At 69.4% G+C, this 23,351-nt stretch carries 24 protein-coding genes and 1 pseudogene; 11 read left to right on the top strand and 14 right to left on the bottom strand.

What is annotated here, in order from left to right:
• Positions 1 to 434 precede the first annotated feature (434 nt).
• The gene (locus ACFWN2_RS29545; protein ID WP_382432875.1) at positions 435 to 1,412 is read left to right on the top strand and encodes an ABC transporter substrate-binding protein; all 978 of its coding nucleotides are present in this window, start codon (positions 435 to 437) and stop codon (positions 1,410 to 1,412) included.
• A 58-nt stretch (positions 1,413 to 1,470) separates the two neighbouring features.
• On the opposite strand, the gene ACFWN2_RS29540 is transcribed toward ACFWN2_RS29545, so the two are convergent.
• The 4 genes from ACFWN2_RS29540 to ACFWN2_RS29525 form a co-directional block, all read right to left on the bottom strand.
• Positions 1,471 to 2,349 (bottom strand): hypothetical protein, encoded by an 879-nt coding sequence (locus tag ACFWN2_RS29540; RefSeq protein WP_382432873.1) that lies wholly within the window; start codon positions 2,347 to 2,349, stop codon positions 1,471 to 1,473.
• 85 nt (positions 2,350 to 2,434) lie between these two features.
• A complete protein-coding gene (locus ACFWN2_RS29535) occupies positions 2,435 to 2,992 on the bottom strand; it encodes a hypothetical protein (RefSeq protein ID WP_382432871.1) in 558 nt (185 codons plus the stop codon).
• Positions 2,993 to 3,138: 146 nt separating this feature from the next.
• Complete coding sequence (locus ACFWN2_RS29530) at positions 3,139 to 3,621, bottom strand: hypothetical protein (protein WP_382432870.1); 483 nt, start codon at positions 3,619 to 3,621, stop codon at positions 3,139 to 3,141.
• A 50-nt stretch (positions 3,622 to 3,671) separates the two neighbouring features.
• Entirely contained in the window at positions 3,672 to 4,256 is a 585-nt protein-coding gene (locus tag ACFWN2_RS29525; RefSeq protein ID WP_382432869.1) for a hypothetical protein, read from the bottom strand.
• A gap of 109 nt (positions 4,257 to 4,365) precedes the next feature.
• Here ACFWN2_RS29525 and ACFWN2_RS29520 point away from each other — a divergent pair, with 109 nt between their 5' ends.
• Together ACFWN2_RS29520 and ACFWN2_RS29515 are read left to right on the top strand one after the other, a co-directional pair.
• Positions 4,366 to 6,006, top strand: coding sequence for a DNA repair helicase XPB (locus ACFWN2_RS29520; RefSeq protein WP_382432867.1), 1,641 nt, complete (start codon positions 4,366 to 4,368; stop codon positions 6,004 to 6,006).
• Positions 6,003 to 6,431: a hypothetical protein gene (locus ACFWN2_RS29515; RefSeq protein ID WP_382432865.1), complete on the top strand. Its 429-nt coding sequence runs from the start codon at positions 6,003 to 6,005 to the stop codon at positions 6,429 to 6,431. The genes ACFWN2_RS29520 and ACFWN2_RS29515 overlap by 4 nt, the downstream gene beginning before the upstream one ends.
• 93 nt (positions 6,432 to 6,524) lie before the next feature.
• On the opposite strand, the gene ACFWN2_RS29510 is transcribed toward ACFWN2_RS29515, so the two are convergent.
• A complete protein-coding gene (locus tag ACFWN2_RS29510; protein ID WP_382432863.1) occupies positions 6,525 to 7,175 on the bottom strand; it encodes a phosphonatase-like hydrolase in 651 nt (216 codons plus the stop codon).
• Positions 7,172 to 7,918 carry a GntR family transcriptional regulator gene (locus ACFWN2_RS29505; RefSeq protein WP_382432861.1) on the bottom strand — a complete coding sequence of 249 codons (747 nt, stop codon included), beginning with the start codon at positions 7,916 to 7,918 and terminating at the stop codon, positions 7,172 to 7,174. The genes ACFWN2_RS29510 and ACFWN2_RS29505 overlap by 4 nt, the downstream gene beginning before the upstream one ends.
• 107 nt (positions 7,919 to 8,025) lie before the next feature.
• Here ACFWN2_RS29505 and ACFWN2_RS29500 point away from each other — a divergent pair, with 107 nt between their 5' ends.
• The 8 genes from ACFWN2_RS29500 (at position 8,026) to ACFWN2_RS29465 (ending at position 14,991) form a co-directional block, all read left to right on the top strand.
• Positions 8,026 to 9,141, top strand: a complete 1,116-nt coding sequence (locus ACFWN2_RS29500; RefSeq protein ID WP_382432860.1) for a TIGR03364 family FAD-dependent oxidoreductase — start codon at positions 8,026 to 8,028, stop codon at positions 9,139 to 9,141.
• Complete coding sequence (locus ACFWN2_RS29495; RefSeq protein WP_382432858.1) at positions 9,141 to 10,034, top strand: phosphate/phosphite/phosphonate ABC transporter substrate-binding protein; 894 nt, start codon at positions 9,141 to 9,143, stop codon at positions 10,032 to 10,034. The genes ACFWN2_RS29500 and ACFWN2_RS29495 overlap by 1 nt, the downstream gene beginning before the upstream one ends.
• Entirely contained in the window at positions 10,034 to 10,651 is a 618-nt protein-coding gene (locus ACFWN2_RS29490) for a phosphonate ABC transporter ATP-binding protein (protein WP_382432856.1), read from the top strand. The genes ACFWN2_RS29495 and ACFWN2_RS29490 overlap by 1 nt, the downstream gene beginning before the upstream one ends.
• 68 nt (positions 10,652 to 10,719) lie before the next feature.
• The gene (phnE, locus tag ACFWN2_RS29485) at positions 10,720 to 11,451 is read left to right on the top strand and encodes a phosphonate ABC transporter, permease protein PhnE (protein WP_382432854.1); all 732 of its coding nucleotides are present in this window, start codon (positions 10,720 to 10,722) and stop codon (positions 11,449 to 11,451) included.
• A 99-nt stretch (positions 11,452 to 11,550) separates the two neighbouring features.
• Positions 11,551 to 12,231, top strand: a complete 681-nt coding sequence (locus ACFWN2_RS29480; RefSeq protein WP_382432852.1) for a response regulator — start codon at positions 11,551 to 11,553, stop codon at positions 12,229 to 12,231.
• The gene (locus ACFWN2_RS29475) at positions 12,228 to 13,604 is read left to right on the top strand and encodes an ATP-binding protein (RefSeq protein ID WP_382432850.1); all 1,377 of its coding nucleotides are present in this window, start codon (positions 12,228 to 12,230) and stop codon (positions 13,602 to 13,604) included. Before ACFWN2_RS29480 ends, ACFWN2_RS29475 begins: the two co-directional genes overlap by 4 nt.
• On the top strand, positions 13,601 to 14,050 hold the full coding sequence (locus ACFWN2_RS29470) for a GerMN domain-containing protein (RefSeq protein ID WP_382432848.1): 450 nt from the start codon (positions 13,601 to 13,603) through the stop codon (positions 14,048 to 14,050). The genes ACFWN2_RS29475 and ACFWN2_RS29470 overlap by 4 nt, the downstream gene beginning before the upstream one ends.
• Before the next feature lie 8 nt (positions 14,051 to 14,058).
• On the top strand, positions 14,059 to 14,991 hold the full coding sequence (locus tag ACFWN2_RS29465) for an o-succinylbenzoate synthase (RefSeq protein WP_382433304.1): 933 nt from the start codon (positions 14,059 to 14,061) through the stop codon (positions 14,989 to 14,991).
• On the opposite strand, the gene ACFWN2_RS29460 is transcribed toward ACFWN2_RS29465, so the two are convergent.
• The 8 genes and pseudogenes from ACFWN2_RS29460 to ACFWN2_RS29425 all read right to left on the bottom strand — a co-directional run bounded on the left by ACFWN2_RS29460 (position 14,981) and on the right by ACFWN2_RS29425 (position 23,289).
• Entirely contained in the window at positions 14,981 to 15,577 is a 597-nt protein-coding gene (locus ACFWN2_RS29460; RefSeq protein WP_382432846.1) for a Uma2 family endonuclease, read from the bottom strand. The genes ACFWN2_RS29465 and ACFWN2_RS29460 overlap by 11 nt on opposite strands.
• Before the next feature lie 78 nt (positions 15,578 to 15,655).
• Positions 15,656 to 16,753 (bottom strand): CapA family protein, encoded by a 1,098-nt coding sequence (locus ACFWN2_RS29455; RefSeq protein WP_382432844.1) that lies wholly within the window; start codon positions 16,751 to 16,753, stop codon positions 15,656 to 15,658.
• 26 nt (positions 16,754 to 16,779) lie between these two features.
• Entirely contained in the window at positions 16,780 to 17,376 is a 597-nt protein-coding gene (locus ACFWN2_RS29450; protein WP_382432842.1) for an SRPBCC family protein, read from the bottom strand.
• A pseudogene (locus tag ACFWN2_RS29445) lies at positions 17,373 to 18,199 on the bottom strand (FAD binding domain-containing protein). The gene ACFWN2_RS29450 and the pseudogene ACFWN2_RS29445 overlap by 4 nt, the downstream one beginning before the upstream one ends.
• On the bottom strand, positions 18,196 to 20,622 hold the full coding sequence (locus tag ACFWN2_RS29440; RefSeq protein WP_382432840.1) for a xanthine dehydrogenase family protein molybdopterin-binding subunit: 2,427 nt from the start codon (positions 20,620 to 20,622) through the stop codon (positions 18,196 to 18,198). The pseudogene ACFWN2_RS29445 and the gene ACFWN2_RS29440 overlap by 4 nt, the downstream one beginning before the upstream one ends.
• Positions 20,619 to 21,152 (bottom strand): (2Fe-2S)-binding protein, encoded by a 534-nt coding sequence (locus tag ACFWN2_RS29435; RefSeq protein ID WP_382432838.1) that lies wholly within the window; start codon positions 21,150 to 21,152, stop codon positions 20,619 to 20,621. Before ACFWN2_RS29435 ends, ACFWN2_RS29440 begins: the two co-directional genes overlap by 4 nt.
• 78 nt (positions 21,153 to 21,230) lie before the next feature.
• Positions 21,231 to 22,322 carry an XdhC family protein gene (locus tag ACFWN2_RS29430; RefSeq protein ID WP_382432836.1) on the bottom strand — a complete coding sequence of 364 codons (1,092 nt, stop codon included), beginning with the start codon at positions 22,320 to 22,322 and terminating at the stop codon, positions 21,231 to 21,233.
• A complete protein-coding gene (locus ACFWN2_RS29425; RefSeq protein ID WP_382432834.1) occupies positions 22,315 to 23,289 on the bottom strand; it encodes a VWA domain-containing protein in 975 nt (324 codons plus the stop codon). The genes ACFWN2_RS29430 and ACFWN2_RS29425 overlap by 8 nt, the downstream gene beginning before the upstream one ends.
• Positions 23,290 to 23,351: the final 62 nt, after the last annotated feature.

The raw sequence follows: 23,351 nt of genomic DNA, 5'->3' as shown, positions 1-23,351 counted from the left end.
AGCGTGTGGTGTCACCCACGCCAAACTGGCTGGGACCTCTCTCACGTCGGGCCACTCTGGGCTTCCTCTTCCAGCAGCAGTGTCCCGGTCTCTCCCCAGGACCGAGCATGGACTCGTCAAACGGGCCGAATTGCAGCACAGAGGTTGTTCGCCCGGTGAGGCGCCCTACCTCGTCTGAAGACACGTGGGTCTACTACGACCTGTGCCACCCGAGCGGGAAGGGTAATGGTCACCCCCTCCGTTGGGGAAGTCTCCAGAAGCACTCACCGTATCGAGATGGGGTGTCGTTTCATACGTTCAGGTGGTTAACATCCCCGGTTGTCGGCACACCCCACGTCCGTCCGAACTCGCAGTTCGGACTGCGGACGCCCTGGTCTGTGGTGACACTCACTGATCAATTCGAAGCTACCCAAGGCCTACCGGCGAGAGGTGCCATGGCTACCCGAGCCAAAGCTCTGCGGCTTGCCGCAGTGCTCATCACGTGTGTTCTGACCGCGAGCTGCGGCCTGTTCGGAGGTTCGTCGAACGGCGGCGCGGCGGACATGGAACGCAACGTCATCCGCATCGGCGTGATGCAGGTGGTCGACGTGGCCCCGCTGCGGATCGCGCTGAACGAGAAGCTGTTCGAGAAGGCCGGCCTGCAGGTCACCCTGGTGCCCCAGCCCAGCGAAGCCGACGCCATCAAGCAGCTCGACACCACGCTGGACCTCACCTGGGCCACCCACGTGAGCCTCTTCCGCGCGGTCGCCGAGGGCACTGAACTGCAGCTGCAGGGCGAGGCCTACCAGGCAGGCCCGAACTCGATGGCGCTGGTCACCTCAGCCGGTTCGGACTACGACGACCCCGGCAAGAGGCCGTCGCCGACCATCGCCGTGCCCAGCGAGGCCGACATCGGCGCGCTGACCACGCGTGCCGTGCTGGACACCGCCGCGGTCGAGAAGCAGAAGATCAAGTTCAGGTCGATGCCGTTCGCCGAGATGGAGGGCGCGCTGACGTCCGGCACGGTGGACGCCGCCTTCATGATCGAGCCCTTCATCACGAAGGCGCAGCGCAAGATCGGTGCGAAGATCCTCACCGACACCGCGCGCGGCCCGACACTGGACTTCCCCATGTCCGGGTACGCGGCGTCGAAGAAGTTCGCCGAGGCGAACCCGAAGACGCTGAAGGTGTTCCGGGACGTGCTGCGGGACGCCCAGCAGCGCGCGCAGGCCAACAAGCTGAGCGTGCAGGACTCGCTGACCAGCTACGCCGACATCGACCAGCCGACCGCCGCGCTCGTGTCCGTGGGCACCTTCCCGTTGTCGCTGAACCCGATCCGGCTCCAGCGCGTCGCCGACATGATGGACACCGAGGACGTGCTCTCCGGGCGTCTGGACGTGCAGCAGTTGCTGCCTCCCGGCACGACGAATTAGTTGCATTCAGGCATGGGAAATGGCGGGCTGCAAGTTGCAGCCCGCCATTTCTCGTTCGTCACCGTCCGCTTAGCGCCGATACGCAGTAAGTGAGCCCCGGTGACGGTTCGGTGTACGAAATGGCGGTCGCCTCACCGCAGTCCGCGGTCGCCGATTTGACGACCTTTTCGATCTTCAGGACCTTCTGGACGGCGAACTCGTTGCTGCCCTTGGAGCAGTCGACGACCTTCATTCCCTCCATGTTCATCTTCACGAGCTCTTCCTCGTAGCACTTGCCCTCTTCGAGCTTCTCCACCAGGCAGAGCTTCAGCGACGAGCTGCGCCGGCCGGACTCGGTGTACTCCGCGTAGTCCTCGCTCGGGCACGCCTCCGACGTCGACTTCATGGCCTTGGCGATGATGTAGTTCGCCTCCGGCGCGTTGCAGTCGACCTTCTTGTACTTCGGGCTGAACGTCGTGCCCGTGACGCTCGCGCACTCGCCCGGCTTGGCCGAGGGCTCGCCGATGCTGCTCAGACCGCCGCTGATCAGGGCCTTCACCAGGATGCCGACGCCGACGAGCACGACGATGGTGACGATCGAGCCGATGATCTTGCCTGCGCCGCTCTTCTTGGGCGGCGGGCCGTAGGGCATCGGCTGGCCCATGGGCTGGCCGGGCACCTGGCCGTAGGGGTTCTGCTGGGCGTACGGGTCACCGGGCTGACCGGGCTGTCCCGGCTGGCCGTACGCGGGCTGGCCGTACTGGCCCGGCTGCTGGCCGTACTGACCGGGCTGCTGCCCGTACTGGCCGGGCTGGGCGTACGGGTCGCCCGGCTGACCGGGCTGGCCGGGGTAGCCCTGCTGGGGCTGCTGACCGTAGGGGTTCGGCTGGCCGTAGGGCTGCTGTCCACCGGGAGGCGGCCCGTAGGGCCCTGGCTGCGGCTGGTTGGGGTCGGTCACTGGAGGTTCCTCTCGGAAGGTCACGCTGAAGACAGCGAAACCGGAGCCGTGGGACACGACTCCGGTTTCATGAGGCCGGACCTCGTTACGCGGGAGCGCCGACGCAGTAGTGCAGCTTCGCCTCGGGGAAGGACTGCGGCTCCTCACCCTCGGTGCACTGCGGTGCGGCGGTGTCCTTGACGACCTTGGTCACCTTGAACGCGGCGGACTCGTTGCACTCGACGGCCTTCGCGCCGACACCGCCGACGTTCTCGGCGTAGCACTTGCCCTCGGCGAGGACCGGCGCCAGGCACAGCTTCGTCTTCGGGCCGCGGCGCTGGGTCTGCGTGTACTCGTCGTAGCCGTTGCCGCACACCTCGCTCGTGCCACCGGCCTTGCCGACCACGTAGTTCGCCTCGGCGGCACCGCAGTCGACCGGCTTGTACTCCGGGCTGGTGGACGTGCCGGTGACCGACGCGCAGTCGCCGACCTTGGCCTGCGCGACGTCGCTGGTGAAGTAGTTGAACGCGTAGAACGCGGCACCGACGACCACCAGGCCGACGACGTAGGTCAGGATCCGCTTGCCGATGCTCGACTTCTTCGGCGCGGGCTCCTGAGTGGGCTCCGGCGCGTGCGCGGGCGAAGCGGATTCAGTCGTGCTCATGCTGTTCTCTCATTTCCGATTACCCCAGATGGCCCATGCCCCCCGACACAGCCGGAGCAGAGAGTGCCACGCGGCGCAGAAAAGCGCTGGGGCTTTACGGAAACGTTACGGCGACTTGGATCAGCTGGTGGGTCGCGCGGCGACCGTCACTGCTTCTGGTCGCCGCGTTCGAGGCAGAAGGTGACAGCGGGTTCCGGGAAGACCGCCGCGCGTGACTCCCCGCAGGCGGCACGATCGGTCTTGCCGGAGAACACCTTCGCGACCTTCACCGAGTCCTTGGTCGCGCAGTCGACCTTCGCGATGCCGGCGTCGGTGTCCTGGCCGTAGCAGGAGCCCTCGACGAAGTTCGGCATGAGGCACAGGGTCGCGTCACCCGTGTACGTCGAGTAGTCCATGCCGCCGGACGGGCAGGTCTTCTCGTTCCAGTCCAGGACCTTGGCGATCTTGACGTTCGCCTGCTCCGACCCGCAGTCGAGTGCCTGGTACTTCGGGCTGTCGAGCGCGCCGGAGATCCGCGCGCAGTCGCCGGCCTTCGCCGCCTTCGCCACGTCGCCGAGCTGGTTCATCACGAACCCGCCGAGGAGCACGAGGGCGAGGACAACGGCGAAACCCAGGCCGACCTTCTTCATGGCCTGGGTATCGGCGTCAGAGGGGGTTCAACTCAACCGAGTTCACCCGATCAGGATCCTTCCGGGACACCCATGCAGTAGACGGAGGCGGGCTCGCTGAAGCGCCACTCGCCCGCGGTCTCGGGGCACACGGTGCCCTCCTCGGGCAGGCCGTCGACCTTCTTGACGATCTTCACCGGTGACTCGGGGGTGCAGGCCTCCTGCTTGAACACGCCGTCGTCGCCCGAGTTGTAGCACTTGCCCTCGATGAGGTTGGGCATGAGGCACAGCGTCTCGTCGCCGGACTTCACCGGCTCGTAGAGACCCTCGGCGGGGCACTGGTCCTCGGCGCTCTTGAGCACCACGGCGACCCGGTGCGTCGCGGCCGTGTCGTTGCAGCCCTCCGACGACAGGTTCCACTCGCCGTCCGGCTTGTCCGCGTCCTTCGGCGAGGCGCTCACGCAGTCGCCGGCCCCGGTGCTGTTGAGCGACGTCAGCGCCCACACACCGCCACCGACCAGCACGACGGCCAGCACGCCGACGATGACGAACTTCAGCCAGTTGTTCTTCTTGGGCGTCTCGTCGGTCTCGGCCTCGTCCGGAGCCGGGACCACCCCGGCCGGGGGCTCGACGGGATCAGTCGACTCGGTGCTCATGGCCGAGAACGTACGACACTTCGTGTTGGCTGCGTGTGTCGACTCACACTTCACGTCGCCAGTTGACGCAGGTCGAACGCATTTGGCGTCGTCAGGGAGACTTGTGGGCGTGACCGATGGCCCTTTGATCGTCCAGTCGGACAAGACGCTGCTGCTCGAGGTCGACCACCCGCTCGCCGACGACGCGCGCACGTCCATCGCGCCGTTCGCCGAGCTGGAGCGGGCTCCCGAGCACGTGCACACGTACCGCGTGACGCCGCTCGCGCTGTGGAACGCGCGGGCGGCCGGGCACGACGCCGAGCAGGTGGTCGACGCGCTGGTGCGGTTCAGCCGCTACCCGGTGCCGCAGCCGCTGCTGGTCGACGTGGTCGACACGATGAGCCGCTTCGGGCGGCTGGTGCTCACCAACCACCCGGCACACGGGCTGACGCTGCACACCAACGACCGCGCGGTCCTCGAAGAGGTGCTGCGCAACAAGAAGATCGCGCCGATGTTCGGGGCCCGCATCGACGACGACACCGTCATCGTGCACCCGAGCGAGCGCGGCAGGCTCAAGCAGCTGCTGCTCAAGGTCGGCTGGCCGGCCGAGGACGAGGCCGGGTACGTCGACGGCGAGGCGCACCCGATCGAGCTGGAGGAGAACGGCTGGAAGCTGCGCGACTACCAGCGCCTCGCCGCCCAGACGTTCTGGGCGGGTGGCTCCGGCGTCGTCGTGCTGCCGTGCGGCGCGGGCAAGACGCTGGTCGGCGCGGCGGCGATGGCCGAGGCCCAGGCGACCACGCTGATCCTGGTCACGAACACCGTGGCGGGCAGGCAGTGGAAGCGTGAGCTGATCGCCCGCACCTCGCTGACCGAGGAGGAGATCGGCGAGTACTCGGGTGAACGCAAGGAGATCCGCCCGGTCACGATCGCGACCTACCAGGTGATCACCCGCAAGTCGAAGGGCGAGTACAAGCACCTGGAGCTGTTCGACTCGCGCGACTGGGGCCTGATCGTCTACGACGAGGTCCACCTGCTGCCCGCGCCGGTGTTCCGGATGACCGCCGACCTGCAGTCGCGCCGCCGTCTCGGGCTCACCGCGACGCTGGTGCGCGAGGACGGCCAGGAGGGCGACGTCTTCTCGTTGATCGGCCCGAAGCGCTACGACGTGCCGTGGCGCGACATCGAGGCGCAGGGCTGGATCGCGCCGGCCGAGTGCACCGAGGTCCGCGTGACCCTGACGGACAACGAGCGCCTGCAGTACGCGACGGCCGAGCCCGAGGAGCGCTACAAGCTCTGCTCGACCGCCAGGACCAAGATCCCCGTCGTCCGCCGGGTCCTGGAACGGCATCCCGACGAGCCGACCCTGGTGATCGGTGCTTACCTGGACCAGCTCGACGAGCTGGGCGAGGAGCTGGGAGCGCCGGTGATCAAGGGGTCGACGAAGAACAAGGAGCGCGAGGAGTTGTTCGACAGGTTCCGCCGCGGCGAGCTCAGGACGCTGGTCGTGTCGAAGGTCGCGAACTTCTCCATCGACCTGCCGGAGGCGTCCGTCGCCATCCAGGTGTCCGGCACGTTCGGGTCGCGCCAGGAGGAGGCCCAGCGCCTCGGCCGGATCCTGCGCCCCAAGGGCGACGGCCGGCAGGCGCACTTCTACTCGGTCGTCTCGCGCGACACCCTCGACACCGACTACGCGGCGCACCGGCAGCGCTTCCTGGCCGAGCAGGGCTACGCGTACAAGATCGTCGACGCGGACGACCTGGTCGGATGACCTCCTGGTGGATGTGGGACCCGTCCGGAACCGTGCCCGCGCGGCGGTTCCGGACGGAGGAGTCGCTCGCCCGCTCCGCTCCGGACGCGCAGGTCGTCCGCTCCACCGACTTCACCTGCCCGGCACAGCGCCGCCGCGCCACGTCGTTGCGTGCGGACTTCCTGCGCGTCTCCGGCGACCCGGTGCAGGTGGCGCTGGTCGAGCAGCGGCTGTGGACGCTGCTCGTGGCGTTGCGCCGGGCCCAGCCCCTGCGCGACGCGCTGGCGACCGCCGCACCCAGGGCGGGGCGGGCGGCGCTGGTCGCGGAGCCTTCGCGCGAGCTGGCCGAGTTCGACCGGCGGTTCGACCGGTTCGCGGACGCGTTGCGGGTGCTGGTGTCGGACCCGGCGCCGGAGCAGCTGCGCCACACCGCCGCCCTGGACTAGCTGCTGGCCAGGGGGCGACGCCGCTCAGGCCAGTCCGAACGTCCCTCGCACATCGCCCCGCCAACCCGATCAGCCCTGGGACATCGCCCCCATTCAGGCCAGCCCGATCAGTCGTGGGATCTCGGCGACGCTCTTCAGCAGGTGCGTGTGCTCGGTGGCCCCGAGCTGCTCCGCCGTCTGGCTGCCGCTGAGCACCCCCACCACGAACCCCGCCCCGGCGTTCGTGCCCGCCTGCAGGTCCCTGGTGGTGTCCCCGGCCGTCAGCACGCGCCGGACGTTCCGCGCGCCGGTCAGCTCCATCGCACGGTGGATCATGTACGGCGCGGGCCGGCCTGCCTTGACGTCGTCCACGCACACCACCGCGTCCAGCACGCCCTCGCGCCAGCCGAGGACGTCCAGCAGCCCGTCGACGATCGGCCGGTCGAAGCCGGTGGTGAGCGCGACCTTGATCCCGTTGTCCCGTAGCAGTTCCAGGGCTTCCGGGACGCCGGGAATCGGGGTGGGCGGCGTCTCGGCGTAGTACTTCGCGAGCCGCTCGTGGAAGTCGTGGAACTCATCGTCCACTTCGGACTTCCCGAGCATCGCGGAGATCGCCTCGTACTTGTCGGCACCCATCCACTCGCCGACGTCGTGCGCCTGTCCACCGGCCGCGATCACGGTGTCCGCCAACGCTTTGTAGACCAGTCCGTGCTCTTCCACGGTGGTGCCGGCGATGTCCAGCACCACGAGGTCGATCGGGTTCACGAGGCCCTCCAGTCCCGCAGCAGCGCCGGGTGCGCCTGCTGGGAGTTCTCGATCGAGAAGCTGACCATGTCGGGCCGGTAGCGGTCGTCGGAGTACTCGACCGGCCGTCCGTCCACTCCGGACGCACGCCGCCGTTCCCGCAGAAGTGGCGCGCCCCGTTCGACTTCCAGCAGCTCGGCATCCGTCTCGTCGGCGGCGACGGCGTCGATCTGGTGCCGCGCAACGGTCATGTCGACGCCCTGGTCGGCGAGGTGCGCGTAGAGCGAGCCGCTGTCGCAGTCGAAGTCGAACAACAGGCGCCCCACCGCCTCCACGAACGTCGTGCGCTCCAGCATCGTCGGCCGCCCGTCGATCAACCGCTGCCGCAGCAACTGCACGACCGGCGTGCCCTCGTCGAGCTGGAGGGCGTCCGCGATGTCGGCGTCGGCGGGCCGGCGCGCGATCTCCAGCGTCCGCTGCCCTGGAACGTGCCCGAGCCCCGCGGCCCAACTGGAGAACGACAGGAACGTCTCGAACGGCTGCGACAACGTGTGCCGGCGCACCACCGCGGGCTTGCCGCGCCCGCCGCCGATCATGCCCTCGGCCCGCAACGACGTGAGTGCCTGTCGAACCGGCGCGCGCGAGGCGTTCCACTGGGCGCCCAGCTGCGACTCGGACGGCACGGGATCGCCGACGGCCAGCTCACCGGATGCGATGCGGCGGCGCAGGTCGGCCGCGATGCGCTCGTGCAGGGGCGTCTCCATGCACCTGACGATACATGTCATAACAAGTGTTAACGTGCGGTGAACACGTCAGGACACGTTGGAACTGGGCATTGATTCTGGACTTTGGGCCGCCCATCGTTCTTGTCATGACAAGTGTGGACCTGGTGGTCGTCGGCGCGGGGGTCGTGGGGCTCGCGCACGCCTGGCACGCGGTGCGGCGGGGTTTGTCCGTCGCCGTGGTCGAGCGGGACGAGCACGCGGCCGGGGCTTCCGTGCGCAACTTCGGGCACGGGTGCTTCACCGCTCAGGACGGGGTGGCCTTCTCGTACGCGATGGCCGCTCGGGCGGAGTGGCTGACGCTCGCCCGGGAGGCCGGGTTCTGGTTGCGCGAGTCCGGGACTTTGGTCGTGGCCCGCGCGGAGGACGAGCTCGCGGTGTTGCACGAGTTCGCCGAGGTCCGCGATGTTGAGTTGTTGAACAATCCGACGGCAGGATCGTTCAACAAGCCAAGTGTCGGATTGCTCAACAATCCCTCGATCCTCGGCGCTGCCCTCCTCCCCCTGGACATCCGCGTGAACCCGCGCGAAGCCGTCCACGCCATCGCCGCCCTGCTGGCGGACCGCGGCGTCACCTTCCACTGGTCGACCAACGTCCTCACGATCGAGCCAGGCCTGGTCCGCACCAACCGCGGCGAGATCCACTGCCGCGCCGCCGTGGTGGCCGTCGGCCACGACGTCGACAGGTTCTTCCCGGACATCGCCGAGAAGCACGAGATCCAGCGCTGCCGGCTGCACATGCTGCGAGTCGCACACGAAGGCGTGATCGACCCGGCCGTGCTGACCGGGTTCTCGATGCTGCGCTACGACGCGTTCGCGCGGTGCCCGAGCATCGAGAAGGTCCGCGAGCGCCTCACGAACGACCACCCCGAGCTCGTGAAAGCCGGGCTGAACCTCATGTTCACCCAGCTCCCCGACGGCTCGCTCACGATCGGCGACACCCACCACTACAGCCGCACGGTCGACCCGTACCGGCCGGAGGACCTGGACGACCTGGTGCTCGCCGAGACGGCCCGGCTGCTCGGCGTTCCGTCGCTGCACGTCCTCGAACGCTGGCGCGGCGTCTACGCGTCGGCTCCCGAACCCTTCCTGACCGCGACGCCCGTTCCTCTCACCAGGGTCGTCTCGGTCACGTCCGGCATCGGCATGACCACCGCGCTCGGCCTCGCCCCGGCCGTGCTCAACGACCTCCTCCAGGAGATGTGATGAGAGTCCCCAGGACCGTCCTCGGTGTCGTGCTGGCCGCGACGCTGGCGCTGACCGCTTGCGGCACGACGACTTCCGCCGCGAACGGCGACTGCCCGAACGGCAAGGTGCGCTTCGGCGTCGAGCCGTACGAAGATCCGGAGAAGCTCAAGCCCGCGTACGAGGTGCTCGCCAGGGCGCTCACCTCCAAGCTCGGCTGCGAGGTGGAGCTGCAGGTCGTCGACGACTACGCGGCCGAGGTGCTGGCCATGCGCAACGGCAAGCTGGAGATCGCGCAGTTCGGCCCGCTCGGGTACGTCTTCGCCTCGCAGAAGGCCGGGGCGGAACCCCTCGTGTCCTTCGCGGACGGCTCCGGGAAGCTCACCAGCTACACCGCCGGGATCTGGGTCGCCAACGACTCGCCCGTGCGGAGGATCGAGGACCTGGCAGGGAAGTCGCTCGCGCTGAGCAGCGTCGGCAGTGCGTCCGGCGACGCGCTTCCCCGCTACGGCCTCAAGAAGCACAACGTGAGCGACGTGAAGCTCGACTACGCCGGCGGGCATCCCGAGGCGCTGTTGTCCCTGGTCAACGGCAAGGTCGACGCCGCAGAGATCAACAGCCAGCAGCTCGCCACCGCGAAGGCCGCCGGCACGTTCGACGAGTCGAGGTTCCGGCAGGTCTGGAAGTCCGAGCCGATCCCGAACGACCCGATCACCGTGCGCGGTGACCTCGACCCGGCGTTCAAGGACAAGGTGCGCAAGGCACTCCTGGGCCTCGGTTCGCAGGACGTCGAGAAGGTCGGCGCGTTCCTCGACGTCACGCCTCCCGGGCCGCTCGTCGAGGTGAACAACGACACCTACAAGGTGCTCTTCGACCTCGCGACCACGTTGGGACTCAAGGAAGAGGACGTCTGATGCTCGCCATCCGCGGCCTGCGCAAGGCGTTCGGCGGCCGCGCCGTGCTGGACGGCTTCGACCTCTCCGTCGAGGCCGGCGAGTTCGTGGCGCTGCTCGGGCCGAACGGGTCGGGCAAGTCCACGGCGCTGCGGTGCGTGGTCGGACTGGAGACGCCGGACGGCGGCGAGATCGAGGTCGGCGGGAGCGCCGCGATGGTGTTCCAGAAGATCCACCTGGTCGGCCGCCGCACCGCGCTGGACAACGTCTGTTCCGGCGCGCTCGGCCGGCTTCCGCTGCACCGCTCGTTCTTCTTCCCGCACGACGTCAGGGAAGAGGCGATGGGCTGTCTGGAACGGGTCGGGCTCGCGGACCGGGCGACGGACCGGTGCGCGCGGCTTTCCGGTGGGCAGCAACAACGTGTGGCGATCGCGCGGGCGTTGTGCCAGCGTGCGGGGGTGATCCTCGCCGACGAACCGGTGTCGGCGCTCGACCCGCAGGCCGCGGTGCAGGTGATGGAGCTGCTCAGGGGCCTGGCCGGCGAGGGGATGGCGGTGGTCGCCGTCCTGCACCAGCCGGAGCTCGCGAGCGCCTACGCGCATCGTGTCGTGGAAATGCGGGCGGGGGTCGCGGCATGAGCGTCAGCGCTCCTGCGAAGCTCCCGGTTCCCCGGCGCCGTTGGCCCTCCCCCGCGGTTTGGATCGCCGTGGCGGTCCTGCTCGCCGTGCACGCGCTTGCTTGGCAAGCCACGGAGTTCTCCCCCGCCGCGCTCGTCGCGGGCTGGGACGGCATGGCCGACTTCCTCGCCGAGTCGTTGCCGCCGGACTTCTCGGTGCTCGGGAAGTCGTTGGAAGCAGCGGTGATCACGCTCTACATAGGACTGCTCGGCACGACGTTCTCCATCCCGTTCGCGCTGGCTTTGGCGCTGCTGGCGTCCAGGGCGACGACTTCGGCGGCGTGGGCGCAGCAGGCGGCTCGTGCGGTGCTGTCGTTCCTGCGGTCGGTGCCGGACGTGGTGTTCGCGCTGATCTTCGTGACGGCGGTGGGACTCGGGCCGTTCGCGGGTGTGCTGGCGCTCGTGTTCCACAACACCGGTGTGATGGGCAAGCTCTGGGCCGAGGCGATGGACGAGAGCGACCGCGGGCCGCGCGACGCCCTGAAGGTGACCGGTGCGTCCGGTCCCCAGGTCGCGCTGCACGCGGTGCTCCCGACCGTGATGCCGTCCCTCGCCGGGCTCCTGCTCTACCGGCTGGACGTGAACGTGCGGTCGTCGCTCGTGCTCGGCCTCGTCGGCGCCGGCGGGATCGGCTTCCTGATCAACCAGTCGATCAAGCTGTTCCGGTTCGACGAGATGGTCACGCACATCCTCGTGGTGCTGCTTCTCGTGGTCGTGGTCGACCAGGCCTCCGGCTGGGTGCGCAAGCGGCTGGGTGCGTGACCTGCCGGCCGTGGTCCAACAACTGCGCGCGGACGGTCGTTACGCAACGATGACGTCGCACGAACGTCCCCATGAGACCCGTCGGGAAGGCTGGAGGGCATGCCGCGCGTACTGCTGATCGAGGACGACGAGGCGGTCCGCGAGGGACTGTCGCTCGCCCTGACCTACCAGGGACACACCGTGGACGCGGTGCGCACGGGCGAGGAAGGCCTCGAACTGCTGGGCAGCGTCACGCCCGACGTCGTGGTGCTGGACCTGATGCTGCCGGGCGTGGACGGGTTCGAGGTGTGCCGCCGCATCCGCGCGTCCGGCGACCTCCCGATCATCATGCTGACCGCGCGCAACGACGACATCGACGTGGTGGCCGGCCTGGAGGCCGGTGCGGACGACTACGTCGCCAAACCCGCCCAGGCGCGGGTGCTGGAGGCCCGCATCCGCGCTGTGCTGCGCCGGTCGTCCGCCCCGGTCGCCGAGGTGGTGGCCGAGCACCACGGCGACCTGACGATCGACCGCGACGGGCTCGTGGTGACGCGGTTCGGCAAGCCGGTGTCGTTGGCGCCCACGGAACTGCGGCTGCTGCTGGAGCTCTCGTCGTCGCCGGGCAGGGTGATGTCGCGGCAGCAGTTGCTGGGATCGGTGTGGGACCAGGGTTATCTCGGCGACTCGCGGCTGGTCGACGCGTGCGTGCAGCGGTTGCGGTCGAAGATCGAGGACGACCCGGCGGCGCCCGTGTACGTCCAGACCGTGCGGGGCTTCGGCTACCGCTTCGGGCCGCTGTGACGCTCCGCCTGCGGCTCTTGCTCGCGTTCGCCTTCCTGACGATCGTGACCGCCGCGGCCGTCGCCGGCGCCGGGTACGTGCGGGCGCGCGACGCAATCGTGCAACGCGCTCAGGACAACGCCGTCATCGAGACCACGAACCGCGTCGAGCAGCTCTACCCGCTGCCCGCGCGGACCGTGGACGCCGCCACCCTCGAACGCATCGCCGGGCGCGTCTCCGGGCGTGAGGGCTCGGCTTTGGCTTACGGCAACGGACTTTCCGCTGGCGGCATGGACCCGTCGGTGATCACCGACGAGCTGCGCTCGCTCGTCTCGTCCGGACGCGTCGGCTGGCAGCGCGTGTCGTACGGGGGCGCCGTGTGGCTCGTCGTCGGCATGCAGGTGCGGGTGACGTCCGGCGGCCCGTCGGGCATCGAGGTGTACGTGCTGCGGCCGTTCACGTCGGAGATCGAGTTCGTCGACGAGCTGGCGCGCAACGCGTGGCTGATCGGCGGCGCGGTGCTGGTTCTGGCTCTGGCACTGGCCTTCCTGGCCGCCCGCGGGGTGCTGCGGCCCGTCCGAGAGCTGCAGCTGGCGGCGTGGAAGCTCGGCCAGGGCGAGCTGTCCGCGCGGGTGCCGGTGCGCGGGCGGGACGAGCTGGCGTCCGTCGCGTCGACGTTCAACAGCACGGCTTCCTCGCTGGAGCACCACGTCGGGGAGTTGCGGCGGATGGAGGCGGACGCGCGGCGGTTCGTGGCGGACGTGTCGCACGAGCTGCGCACGCCGCTGGCCGCGATGACGGCCGTGACGGACGTGCTGGACGCCGAGACCGCGTCGCTGCCCGGTGTGGCGGGGCAGGCCGCGCGGCTGGTGAACCGGGAGACGCTCAACCTGACCAGGCTGGTGAACGACCTGATCGAGGTCACGAGGTTCGACTCGGGGACCGCCGCGCTGGCGCTGGACGACGTGGACGTGGCCGAGGTCGTGCGGACGTGCCTGCGGATGCGCGGCTTCGCCGACGTGACGGCTTCCCTGCCGGACGGCGTGCGGGCGCGGCTGGACCCGCGGCGGCTGGACGTGATCGTGGCGAACCTGGTCGGCAACGCGCTGCGGCACGGCTCGCCGCCGGTGTCGCTGGTGTTGTCGGTCTCGGGAGCTTCGCTGGTGATCGAGGTCGCCGACTCCGGGCCCGGGTTGTCCGACGAGGTGCTGCCGCACGTGTTCGCGCGGTTCTACAAGGCGGATTCGGCGCGCGGGCGGTCGGAGGGGTCGGGGCTGGGGCTGGCGATCGCCTGGGAGAACGCGCGGCTGCACGGGGGGACGCTGACGGCGGCGAACCGGCCTGGGGGCGGGGCGTTGTTCACGCTGCGGCTGCCGCTGGGTGGTGAGGTGTGAGGCGTTCATGGGTTCTGCTGTGCCTGGTCGTGCTCACCGCGTGCGGCATCCGCCCCACCGACCCGATCCCCGGCCTCGAAGCCCCGAGCGGTCCCGTCGAGAACACCTCGCCGTCGCTCTTCTGGGTCTCCCGGGGCGGCGGCGTGCTGCCCGTCGCGCGGCCGGAGGGAAGTCTGAGCGGGTTCGACGTCGTCGCGCTGCTGGCGCAGGGTCCGACCGGTGCCGAGCAGGCGCGCGGGCTGTCGACGGAGGTGCCGTTCGACGCCGCTCCCGCCACCGTCGACCGCGTCGCGAACGGGCTCGACGTGAACCTGTCTACCGATGTCTCGCTGCTCAGCGCGGCCGCTGTTCAGCAGATCGTGTGCACGTTGCTCGGCGTCCAACCCGTCGGGACGGTGAACCTGCGTGGGGGTGGGCATTCGCTGGAGTTCCAGCAGTGCGCTTGAATCGGGCTGTGCACGTCTACTCCATTCCGATGCGCGCCCGGTTCCGCGGCATCACGCAGCGCACCGGCCTGTTGTTCGAAGGACCGGCCGGGTGGGGTGAGTTCTGCCCGTTCGAGGAGTACGACGACGCCGAGGCCGCGGCCTGGCTCGCGTGCGCGAACGAGGCCGCGTTCGAGGGCTGGCCTGCGCCGCTGCGGGACCGGGTTCCGGTCAACTGCACCGTGCCCGTGGTCGGGCCGGAGCGGGCCCACGAGATCGTGGCGCGCTCGGGTTGTTCTACGGCCAAGGTGAAGGTCGCCGAGTCGACGCTGGCTGAGGACTGCGCGCGGCTGGAAGCGGTGCGGGACGCGCTGGGGCCGCGGGGTTCGGTTCGGATCGACGCCAACATGCTGTGGGACGTCGACACGGCCGTCGCGGCCATCAAGGCCATGGACAGGGCCGCCGGTGGGCTCCAGTACGTGGAACAGCCGTGTCGCACGCTGGACGAGTTGGCGGCGGTGCGGCGCAGGGTGAGCGTGCCGATCGCGGCGGACGAGTCGATTCGCAAGGCCGACGACCCGCTGAAGGTGGCGGTGTCCGGTGCCGCCGACATCGCGGTGATCAAGGTGGCGCCGCTGGGCGGGGTGCGGAAGGCGCTGGAGGTGGCCGAGGCGTGCGGGTTGCCGTGCGTGGTGTCGTCGGCGTTGGAGACGTCCGTCGGCATGGCGGCCGGGGTCGCCCTCGCTGCCGCGCTGCCCAGTCTCGACTACGCGTGTGGGCTGGCCACGCTGCAACTGCTGGACGGGGACGTCACGAGCGACTCGCTCCTGCCTGTGGACGGGTATCTGCCTGTCCTGACGAAGGCACCCGTGCCGGACCTCGTCGAGGGGTTCGAGAGCAACGTGCTCAAGAAGGCCTGGACTGATCGGTACGACAGGGTGCTGAGCAACCTCAGTCGATGAGGCGATCCACCTGGATCTTCAGGGGGAACGGCTCGACGGCCTCGTAGACCCTCGTCTCCGCGGGCGGCTCCTGGTAACCGAACACTCCGGCCAGGTGCATCGGGGTCAGCGAGATCGGCTCGTCGAGATCGATGATCCAGTAGAACGGAATGCCGGCCCACGCGTACTCGTCCCGCTTTGCGCGGTAGTCCGTCAAGCGCGAGCTCGGCGACATCACCTCGACCACGAGGACGACGTCGGAAGCTTTGATCAGGCCGCCTTCGGCCCTCTGTCGTTTGCGGGCACCGCGGTGGAGCACGATCAGGTCCGGACGACGGACGTAGCCCGGCTTTTCCGGTGAGGCCAGCTCCAGGTCCACATCCATGTCGAGGATGATTTCGAGATCGTCAGGCAGCTGGTTGACGAGTTGGGCGAACAAGTTGGCGCCTGCGACGTTGTGATCGGCGAGTGGGCTTGGGGACATGATCAGACGGCCGTTCACCAATTCCGTATAGCCGTCTTCGGTTTCTCCGAGCGCGGCGTACTGAGCGACGGTCATTGAACCCGCCGCAACAGCAAGCAGACGCCTGTCGGGTAGTGCGGTCACCGCGTCTCCTTCCGTCTCATCCACCGTCGCACATGGAGGAGCTCCAATCCCGGACGCAATTACACACCTTCAAGCGATCTAAGGCTTGCCGCGCTTCAGCCCCTGCTCCGCCGCCCCCATGCTGAACACGATCCCCTCGGTCCGGTCGATCGCCTGGGTCCGCCGCTCCGAAGCCGGCACCCGTGTCAGGTCGACCAGCCGGATCGGCGGCCCCAGCTCGACCAACGTGGGCGTGTACGAAGCCTCGACCACGGACCAGCCGGAAGGCCCCTGCTCGAACTTGAACCGCGCGATCGCACCCTCCTCCGTCACCCCGCGGGGCTCGGAGTGCCGGGCGACCTCGTTCCCCAGGCCGTAGGCGACCCACTTGCCGCCGATCTTCTCGAACGGCTGCACCACGTGGACGTGCGTGCCGATGATCAGGTCCAGGGCCGGGTCGGCCAGCAACAGCCTGGCCAGGGCCTTCTGCTCAGCGGTGGCCTCGTGCTGGTACTCGTTGCCCCACTGCACGGACAGCACGACGACCTCGGCGCCGGCGGCACGGGCGGCGCGCGCGTCGGCGAGGATCTTCTCGGCGTTGATCTGGTTCGCTCGCCACGGCTGGGGCAGCGGAATGCCGTTGAAGCCGTACGTGAACGACAGCTGGGCCACGCGAACCCCGCCCGCGTCGAGGATCAGCGGGGCCGCGGACTCCTCCTGCGTGCGGTACGAACCCGTGTGCTTGAGGCCGACGGCGTCCATCGCGTCCAACGTCGTGGTGATGGCCGAGACGCCGCGGTCGAGTGTGTGGTTCGAGGCCGTCGAGCACGCGTCGTAACCCACGTCCACCAGGCCCTTCGCCACCTCGGGCGGGGCCAGGAAGGCCGGGTAGCCGAAGAACGGGCCCTCCTTCGGGCCCAGCGGCACCTCGAGGTGGCACAGGGAGAGGTCGGCCTTCAGGGTCTCGCGGATGCCAGAGAACAACGGCAGGTAGTCGCGGCCAGCCGCGCCTCCATCGGCCACGGCCTGGTCGGTCAGCGCCGGGTGGATCAGGATGTCCCCACCCGCGGTCAGCGTGAACGAGCGCGGCGGGGGCGGGCCCTCGGACGAGGACGTCGGCGCGGGCACGGCGGTCGGCGAGCTGACGACGGTCGGCGAGGCGGTGCACGCGGACAGCAAAAGGCCGGTGGCCAGCACGAATGCCGTCCACCGGACCTCACGCCTCAGCGCTGCCGCCTGCGTCGCAGGACCACGAAGAGCACGACGGCGAGCACTGCTGCCGCGACGGGCAGCACGCGCTTCAACACCGGAACGCCTGCCGTGTCGATCAGGTCGATCGGCTCGTCGGGGACCACTCGGAGATGCTGCTGTTGCGCCACCTCGTCAGGATCCACGGATACCAGCGAGCCCGCCAGGCATTCCGCGAACTGGTCGACGAGCTTGCCGCTGACCTCGGCGATCAGGCCGCGGCCCAGTTGCGCCGGACGGCCGGTGATCGCCAGGTCCGTCTCGACGTCGACCGTGTCGCCGACGACGAAGGTCACCAGGGCCGACGCCGTGCCGTTGCCGCGCGTGTCCTTGCCCGCGGCCTTCATGACGGCACGGCGCAGCACCGGGTCGATCTCGACGAACTCGCCGGTGCCCCGGTACAGCAGCTGCACCGGGCCGAGCTTCACCTTCACCTCCCCGCTGAACGTCTTGCCGTCCACCGAGGTCAGCGTGGCGCCGGGCAGGCACGGCGCCACCCGCTCGGGGTCGAGCAGCGCCTCCCACACCTCCTCGGCGGGCGCCGGTGACGGGAACGAGTGCGTCAACTTCATCCCGCGACCGCCGCCGTCAACGCACGTCCGGTCAGCACGCGGGCCAGGTTGTCCTTGTGTAACCGTCACCCGAGGACGCCCTCAGAGCCGCCGCCGAGATCGCCTCGGCCGACGCGGGCTGACCGACCAGGGCCTCCTCGACCTCCACCGCGCGCACCGGCCCGGACCCCACGTTCGTGAGACCCACCCGAGCTGCGGAAATGGCACCGTCACGCACCTGCACGGCTGCCGCGACGGCGACGATCGACCACGCCTGCGCGACCCGGTTGAGCTTCTCGTAGTGCGCGCTCCAGCCGGTGTACTTCGGCACCCGGACGTCGAGCAGGATCTCGTCGGGGCCCAGCGCCGTCGTGAAGTAGTCGACGAAGAACTCCGACGCGGGCACCTCACGCCGTCCGGACGGCCCGGCGATGATCATCACGGCGTCCAGCGCCAGCACGGGTGCCAGCAGGTCACCGGCCGGGTCCGCGTGGCACAGCGAGCCGCCGAACGTGCCGCGGTGCCGGATCTGCGGGTCCGCGATGGTGTCCGTGACCAGCTTCAACAACAACGCGTTGTCGTGCACCAGATGATCGCGCTGCACCTCGTAGTGCGTGGTCATGGCACCGATGAGCAACGAGTCGCCGTCGTCGCGCACGCCCGTCAGCTCGGTCAGGCCGCCGATGTCGATCAACGCCGTGGGCGCGGCGAGGCGCATCCGCAGCACCGGCACCAGAGACTGCCCGCCCGCGATGACCTTGGCGTCCTCGCCCTCCTCGGCGAGCATCCGCACGGCTTCGTCCACACTGGACGGGAACAGGTACTTGAACTCCGCCGGGATCACGACTGTCCTCCCTGCGCGTCGATCGAGCCGAGTCCACCCGCGGCCACCTCGCCAGAACCTGGATCCGGACGACCCTGCAGCGCGGTCCACACGCGTTCCGGCGACATCGGCATCTCGATGTCCCGCACGCCCAGGTGCCGCACTGCGTCCAGCACGCCGTTCACCACCGCCGGCGTCGAGGCGATCGTGCCCGCCTCACCGACTCCCTTGGCGCCCAACGGGTTCGACGTCGCCGGAGTCGTCGTGCGGTCCGTGAGGAACGCCGGCAGGTCGGCCGCGCACGGCACGAGGTAGTCGGCGAACGTCGCCGACGTCAGCGTGCCCATCTCGTCGTGCGTGGCCTCTTCGTACAACGCCTGCGCGATGCCCTGCGCGAGCCCGCCGTGCACCTGGCCGTCGACGATCAACGGGTTCACAACGGTCCCGACGTCGTCCACGGCGACGTACCGCACGATGCGAACCATGCCCGTCTCGGTGTCGACTTCCGTTGCGCACAAATGGGTTCCGTGCGGGTACGAGAAGTTGTCCGGGTCGAACGTGGCGTCGGCGTCCATGCCGGGTTCCATGCCCTCGGGCAGGTCGTGCGCGACGTGCGCGGCCAGCACCACGTCACCCAGGGAACGAACGGTCGACGTGCCGCGCACGGAGAACGAGCCGGAGGCGAACTCCACGTCCGCCTCGTCGCACTCCATCATGTGCGCGGCGAGCGTGCGGGCCTTGGCCAGCACCTTGTCCGCCGCGTACACCAGGGCCGTGCCACCGACGGCCAGCGAACGCGAGCCGTAGCTGTCCATGCCCTTGTGCGACGTCGCCGTGTCACCGTGCAGCACCTCGACGTCCTCGAACGGCACGCCGAGCCTGTCCGCGACGATCTGCGACCACACCGTCTCGTGGCCCTGCCCGTGCGGCGAGGTACCGGTGATCACCTCGACCTTGCCGGTGGGCAGCATCCGGATCGACGCGGTCTCCCAACCACCTGCGCCGTAACGCAAAGCGCCCAGCACGCGTGACGGCGCGAGGCCGCACATCTCGGTGTAGGTGGAGATCCCGATGCCGAGCTGGACCACGGAACCGTCAGCACGGCGCCGTGCCTGCTCCTCGCGCAGTTCGTCGTACCCGAACAGTTCCATCGCACGAGCCGTTGCGGCCTCGTAGTTGCCGGAGTCGTAGGTGAGCCCGGCGACCGTGGTGAACGGGAACTCCTCGTGCTTGATCCAGTTCATCTCGCGGAGCTTCATCGGCTCCATGTCGAGCTCGACCGCGAGCTCGTCCATCATCCGCTCGATCGCGAACGTCGCCTCGGGCCGTCCGGCACCGCGGTACGCGTCCGTCGGCACCTTGTTCGTGAACACGTTCGTGCACTCGAAGCGGTAGCCGGCGAACTTGTAGATCGAGTTGAACATGAACGCGCCGAGGATCGGCACACCGGGCGTGACCAGGCGCAGGTAGGCGCCCATGTCAGCGAGCAGTTCGACCTTCAGGCCGGTCACAGTGCCGTCGCGGCGGGCGGACAGCGTGATCTTCTGCAGCTGGTCGCGGCCGTGGTGCGCGGACAGCATCGACTCGGTGCGGGTCTCCGTCCACTTGACCGGACGGCCCATGCGGCGCGCGACCAGCAGGCACAGCAGTTCCTCCGGCGTGACCTGGAGCTTGCCGCCGAACCCGCCGCCGACGTCCGGCGCGATCACCCGGAGCCGGTGCTCGGGGATGCCCGTGACGGCCGAGAGCATCCACCGCAGGATGTGCGGGATCTGCGTGGCGGACCACACGGTGAACATGCCGGCGGTCGAGTCCACGACGACCGAGCGCGGTTCCATGAACGCCGGGATCAGCCGCTGCTGCCGGAACGTCCGTTCGATCACGACGTCGGCGGCCGCGATCTCGTCCTCGACGTTCGTCCCCGCGCCCGCCTCGGCGGAGTCGAAGATCCACGTCGCGCACTTGTTCGTGCCGAGGTCGGGATGCACGAGGTCGTTGTCCCGCAAGGCCTCTTCCAGGTCGAGCACGACCGGGAGGTCCTCGTAGTCGACGTCGATGGCCTCCAGCGCGTCCGCGGCGTGGTACGCGCTGTCGGCGATCACCAGCGCCACGGCCTCACCGGCGAAGTTCACGCGGTCGACGGCCATCGCGGGCGCGGGCGGCGACTTCATGTCCTCGGTGATCGGCCACGCGCACGGCAGCGAGCCCTGTTCGGCGGCGAAGTCCTCACCAGTCAGCACCAGCGCCACGCCGGGCATCGCCGTCGCGCGACTGACGTCGATGTTCGTGATGCGGGCGTGGGCGACGGGACTGCGCAGCACGGCCATGTGCAGCATGCCGGTCAGCTGCAGGTTGTCGGTCCACCGGGTCTGGCCGGTGATCAGCCGCGCGTCCTCCTTGCGGAGCCGGGCCTTGCCGACCTCCGGCTCGGCCGTGGCGGTCATTCGCCACCTACCGGCTGCTTGGACGAGACGTGCTCGTCGCTGTGCTGCTCCTGCTTGGGACCGGCGCCGGGCTTCATCCGCTGGGCGGCGTCCTGCACCGCGCGCACGATGTTCTGGTAGCCCGTGCAGCGGCAGAGGTTGCCCTCCAGGCCCTTGCGCACGGTCTCGTCGTCGGGATCCGACTCGTCGGCGAGCAGGTCGATCGCCTGCATGATCATGCCGGGCGTGCAGAAACCGCACTGCAGCGCGTGGTTCGTCCGGAACGCCTCCTGCACCGGGTGCAGCTTGCCGTCGCGGGCGAGGCCTTCGATGGTCGTGACCTCGTGCCCGTTCGCCTGTACCGCGAACATCGAGCACGACTTCACGCTGTGGCCGTCCAGGTGCACCGTGCAGGAACCGCAGTTTCCGGTGTCGCAGCCGACGACGGTGCCGGTCTTGCCCAGACGCTCCCGCAGGTAGTGCACCAGCAGGAGCCTGGGTTCGACCTCGTCGGCGTACGTGACTCCGTCGACGTTGACCGAGATGTGCATGAACCCTCCCAGAGTGGTGGGCCTGAAGTGACGAGGGTCACTTCAGACTGCTCCTCTGTTTGCGATTCAACAACCCGATCACCGATGAATCGGGACTTCGATCTCCGTCAGCCGGCGTCCGGTTCCCTTCCACCGCAAGGAAATGATCTCTGCCGCAATCGCAACTGCGGTTTCCTCAGGCGTTCGACCGCCGATATCGAGGCCGATCGGCGACGACAACGCCGCAAGTTCGGATTCGGTCATTCCCGTCTCTCGCAACCGATTCAGCCGATCCTCGTGCGTTCGGCGCGATCCCATCGCCCCGACGTAGCCGACCTTCAGTCGCAACGCGACCTCCAGCAGCGGCACGTCGAACTTCGGGTCGTGCGTGAGCACCGCGATCACCGTGCGTTCGTCGAGCTTGGACGCTTCGCGTTCGAGATACCGGTGCGGCCAGTCCACGACGACCTCGTCGGCCTCCGGGAAACGGCTGCGTGTGGCGAACACAGGCCGTGCGTCGCACACGGTCACGCGGTAACCGAGGAACGCTCCGAGCCGTGCCATCGCGGCGGCGAAGTCGATCGCGCCGAACACGAGCATGCGCGGCGGCGGTTCGAACGAGTTCACGAACACGCTCATGCCCTCGCCGCGCCGCTGACCGTCCGGTCCGTACTGGAGCACCCCGCTGCGGCCGGAGGCCAGCATCCCGCGGGCGTCGTCCGCGACGGCGTCGTCGATGCGCGCGCTGCCGAGGCTGCCGTCCCGCCGGTCGGGCCAGACGACCATGCGGCGGCCGATGCCGTCCGGGTGCTCGATGACCGTCGCGACGGCCACGGGCGCCTCGGCGCGGACCGTCTCGACCACCTCGGCGAGCTGCGGGAACGTGTCGGCGTTGATCTTCTCGACGAAGATGTCGATGATCCCGCCGCAGGTCAGCCCCACCGCGAACGCATCGTCGTCGCTCACCCCGTACCGCTGCAGGACCGGGGCGTCCGTGGATTGCGCGAGGTCGTACACCGCCCCCTCGACGCAGCCGCCGGACACGCTGCCGACCGCCTCGCCGTCCTGCGTCACGAGCATCGCCGCGCCAGCCGGACGGGGCGCCGAGCTGAAGGTCGCGACCACCGTGCCGACCCCGACCGTCTCGCCGTTCGCGACTCGTTCGGCGAGGTCGTAGAGGACATCACGCACGCCGTACCTCCTTCAGAAGTTCTTCCATCGCGTGCACGCTGTGCCCGGCGACCATGGTGTCGACGTGCGGGAGCGCCGCCACCACACCGCCCTGCACTGGACGGTATCCCGGTTTTCCCGCGTGCGGGTTGGCCCAGATGACCTTGTGGCTCAAGCGCCTCAGCCTCGCCATCTCGGTGGCGAGCAGGGCTGGGTCGCCGCGTTCCCAGCCGTCGCTGAACAGCACGACGACCGCCCCGCGCTGCCGCCACCGCTGGTTGAACCGGCGCAGCGCGTCGCCGAGCCGCGTGCCGCCCTCGTAGTCCGGGATCGCGCGGCCGGCGGCTTTCACGGCACGTTCCGGATCACGTTCCCGCAGCTGACGGGTCACGCGGGTGAGCCGGGTGCCGATCGTGTGGACCTCGGTGGGCATGGCGCGGGCGACGACGTGCGCGAACCGCAGCAGCGCGTCCGAGTAGGCGGCCATCGAGCCCGAGACGTCGATCAACAACACCAGCCTGCGCGGTTTGGACCCACGACGGCGGTGGCGCGGCAACGCGATCTCACCGCCGGTCTCGATCATCGCGCGCACCGTGCGGGCCAAGTCCATCCGGCCGCGGCGGGCCTTGCGCAGCCTGCGCGACCTGCGCCGCGGCGGGAGCGGCGTGAGGCGCGCGATCAGCGGCGCCGCGTTGAACTCCGAGACGTCCTTGTGCTTCAACACTTCCACATCGGACGCGGCGACACCGACGGTCACGGTGTCGAGCTCGACCGTCGTGCGTGGACGGGGCGGGGCGCCGCCGAAGTACGCCCGGTACGCGGCGTCGTAGCGCGGCAGGTCGTCCGGGTCGGCGCACAGCGTGAGGCGGCCGGCCCAGTAGAGGTCGACGTGCTCGGTGGCGCGCAGGAACGCCTGGACGCGGTCCGGCCCGCACTGGAGTCCGGCGCCGCGCAGGACGCTCGTGAACCCGACGCAGGCTTCCGTCATCCCTCGATTGTGCGCGCTTTCCCGCAGTGGCGAACGGAGTTAGGCTGCCCTAACTGAGACTC

The sequence above is a fragment of the Lentzea sp. NPDC058436 genome, assembly GCF_042721515.1.
Classification (GTDB): domain Bacteria; phylum Actinomycetota; class Actinomycetes; order Mycobacteriales; family Pseudonocardiaceae; genus Lentzea.
The sequence above is the reverse complement of the archived record's forward strand: the minus strand, read 5'-3'. Positions and strand labels throughout refer to the sequence as shown.

Bases quoted from the DNA above. Each gene is read 5' to 3' on its own strand.
- ACFWN2_RS29545 (WP_382432875.1), top strand. From the start codon at position 435: ATGGCTACCCGAGCCAAAGCTCTGCGGCTTGCCGCAGTGCTCATCACG.
- ACFWN2_RS29535 (WP_382432871.1), bottom strand. From the start codon at position 2,992: ATGAGCACGACTGAATCCGCTTCGCCCGCGCACGCGCCGGAGCCCACT.
- ACFWN2_RS29530 (WP_382432870.1), bottom strand. From the start codon at position 3,621: ATGAAGAAGGTCGGCCTGGGTTTCGCCGTTGTCCTCGCCCTCGTGCTC.
- ACFWN2_RS29525 (WP_382432869.1), bottom strand. From the start codon at position 4,256: ATGAGCACCGAGTCGACTGATCCCGTCGAGCCCCCGGCCGGGGTGGTC.
- ACFWN2_RS29515 (WP_382432865.1), top strand. From the start codon at position 6,003: ATGACCTCCTGGTGGATGTGGGACCCGTCCGGAACCGTGCCCGCGCGG.
- ACFWN2_RS29505 (WP_382432861.1), bottom strand. From the start codon at position 7,918: ATGGAGACGCCCCTGCACGAGCGCATCGCGGCCGACCTGCGCCGCCGC.
- ACFWN2_RS29500 (WP_382432860.1), top strand. From the start codon at position 8,026: ATGACAAGTGTGGACCTGGTGGTCGTCGGCGCGGGGGTCGTGGGGCTC.
- ACFWN2_RS29495 (WP_382432858.1), top strand. From the start codon at position 9,141: ATGAGAGTCCCCAGGACCGTCCTCGGTGTCGTGCTGGCCGCGACGCTG.
- ACFWN2_RS29490 (WP_382432856.1), top strand. From the start codon at position 10,034: ATGCTCGCCATCCGCGGCCTGCGCAAGGCGTTCGGCGGCCGCGCCGTG.
- ACFWN2_RS29480 (WP_382432852.1), top strand. From the start codon at position 11,551: ATGCCGCGCGTACTGCTGATCGAGGACGACGAGGCGGTCCGCGAGGGA.
- ACFWN2_RS29450 (WP_382432842.1), bottom strand. From the start codon at position 17,376: ATGAAGTTGACGCACTCGTTCCCGTCACCGGCGCCCGCCGAGGAGGTG.
- ACFWN2_RS29440 (WP_382432840.1), bottom strand. From the start codon at position 20,622: ATGACCGCCACGGCCGAGCCGGAGGTCGGCAAGGCCCGGCTCCGCAAG.
- ACFWN2_RS29435 (WP_382432838.1), bottom strand. From the start codon at position 21,152: ATGCACATCTCGGTCAACGTCGACGGAGTCACGTACGCCGACGAGGTC.
- ACFWN2_RS29425 (WP_382432834.1), bottom strand. From the start codon at position 23,289: ATGACGGAAGCCTGCGTCGGGTTCACGAGCGTCCTGCGCGGCGCCGGA.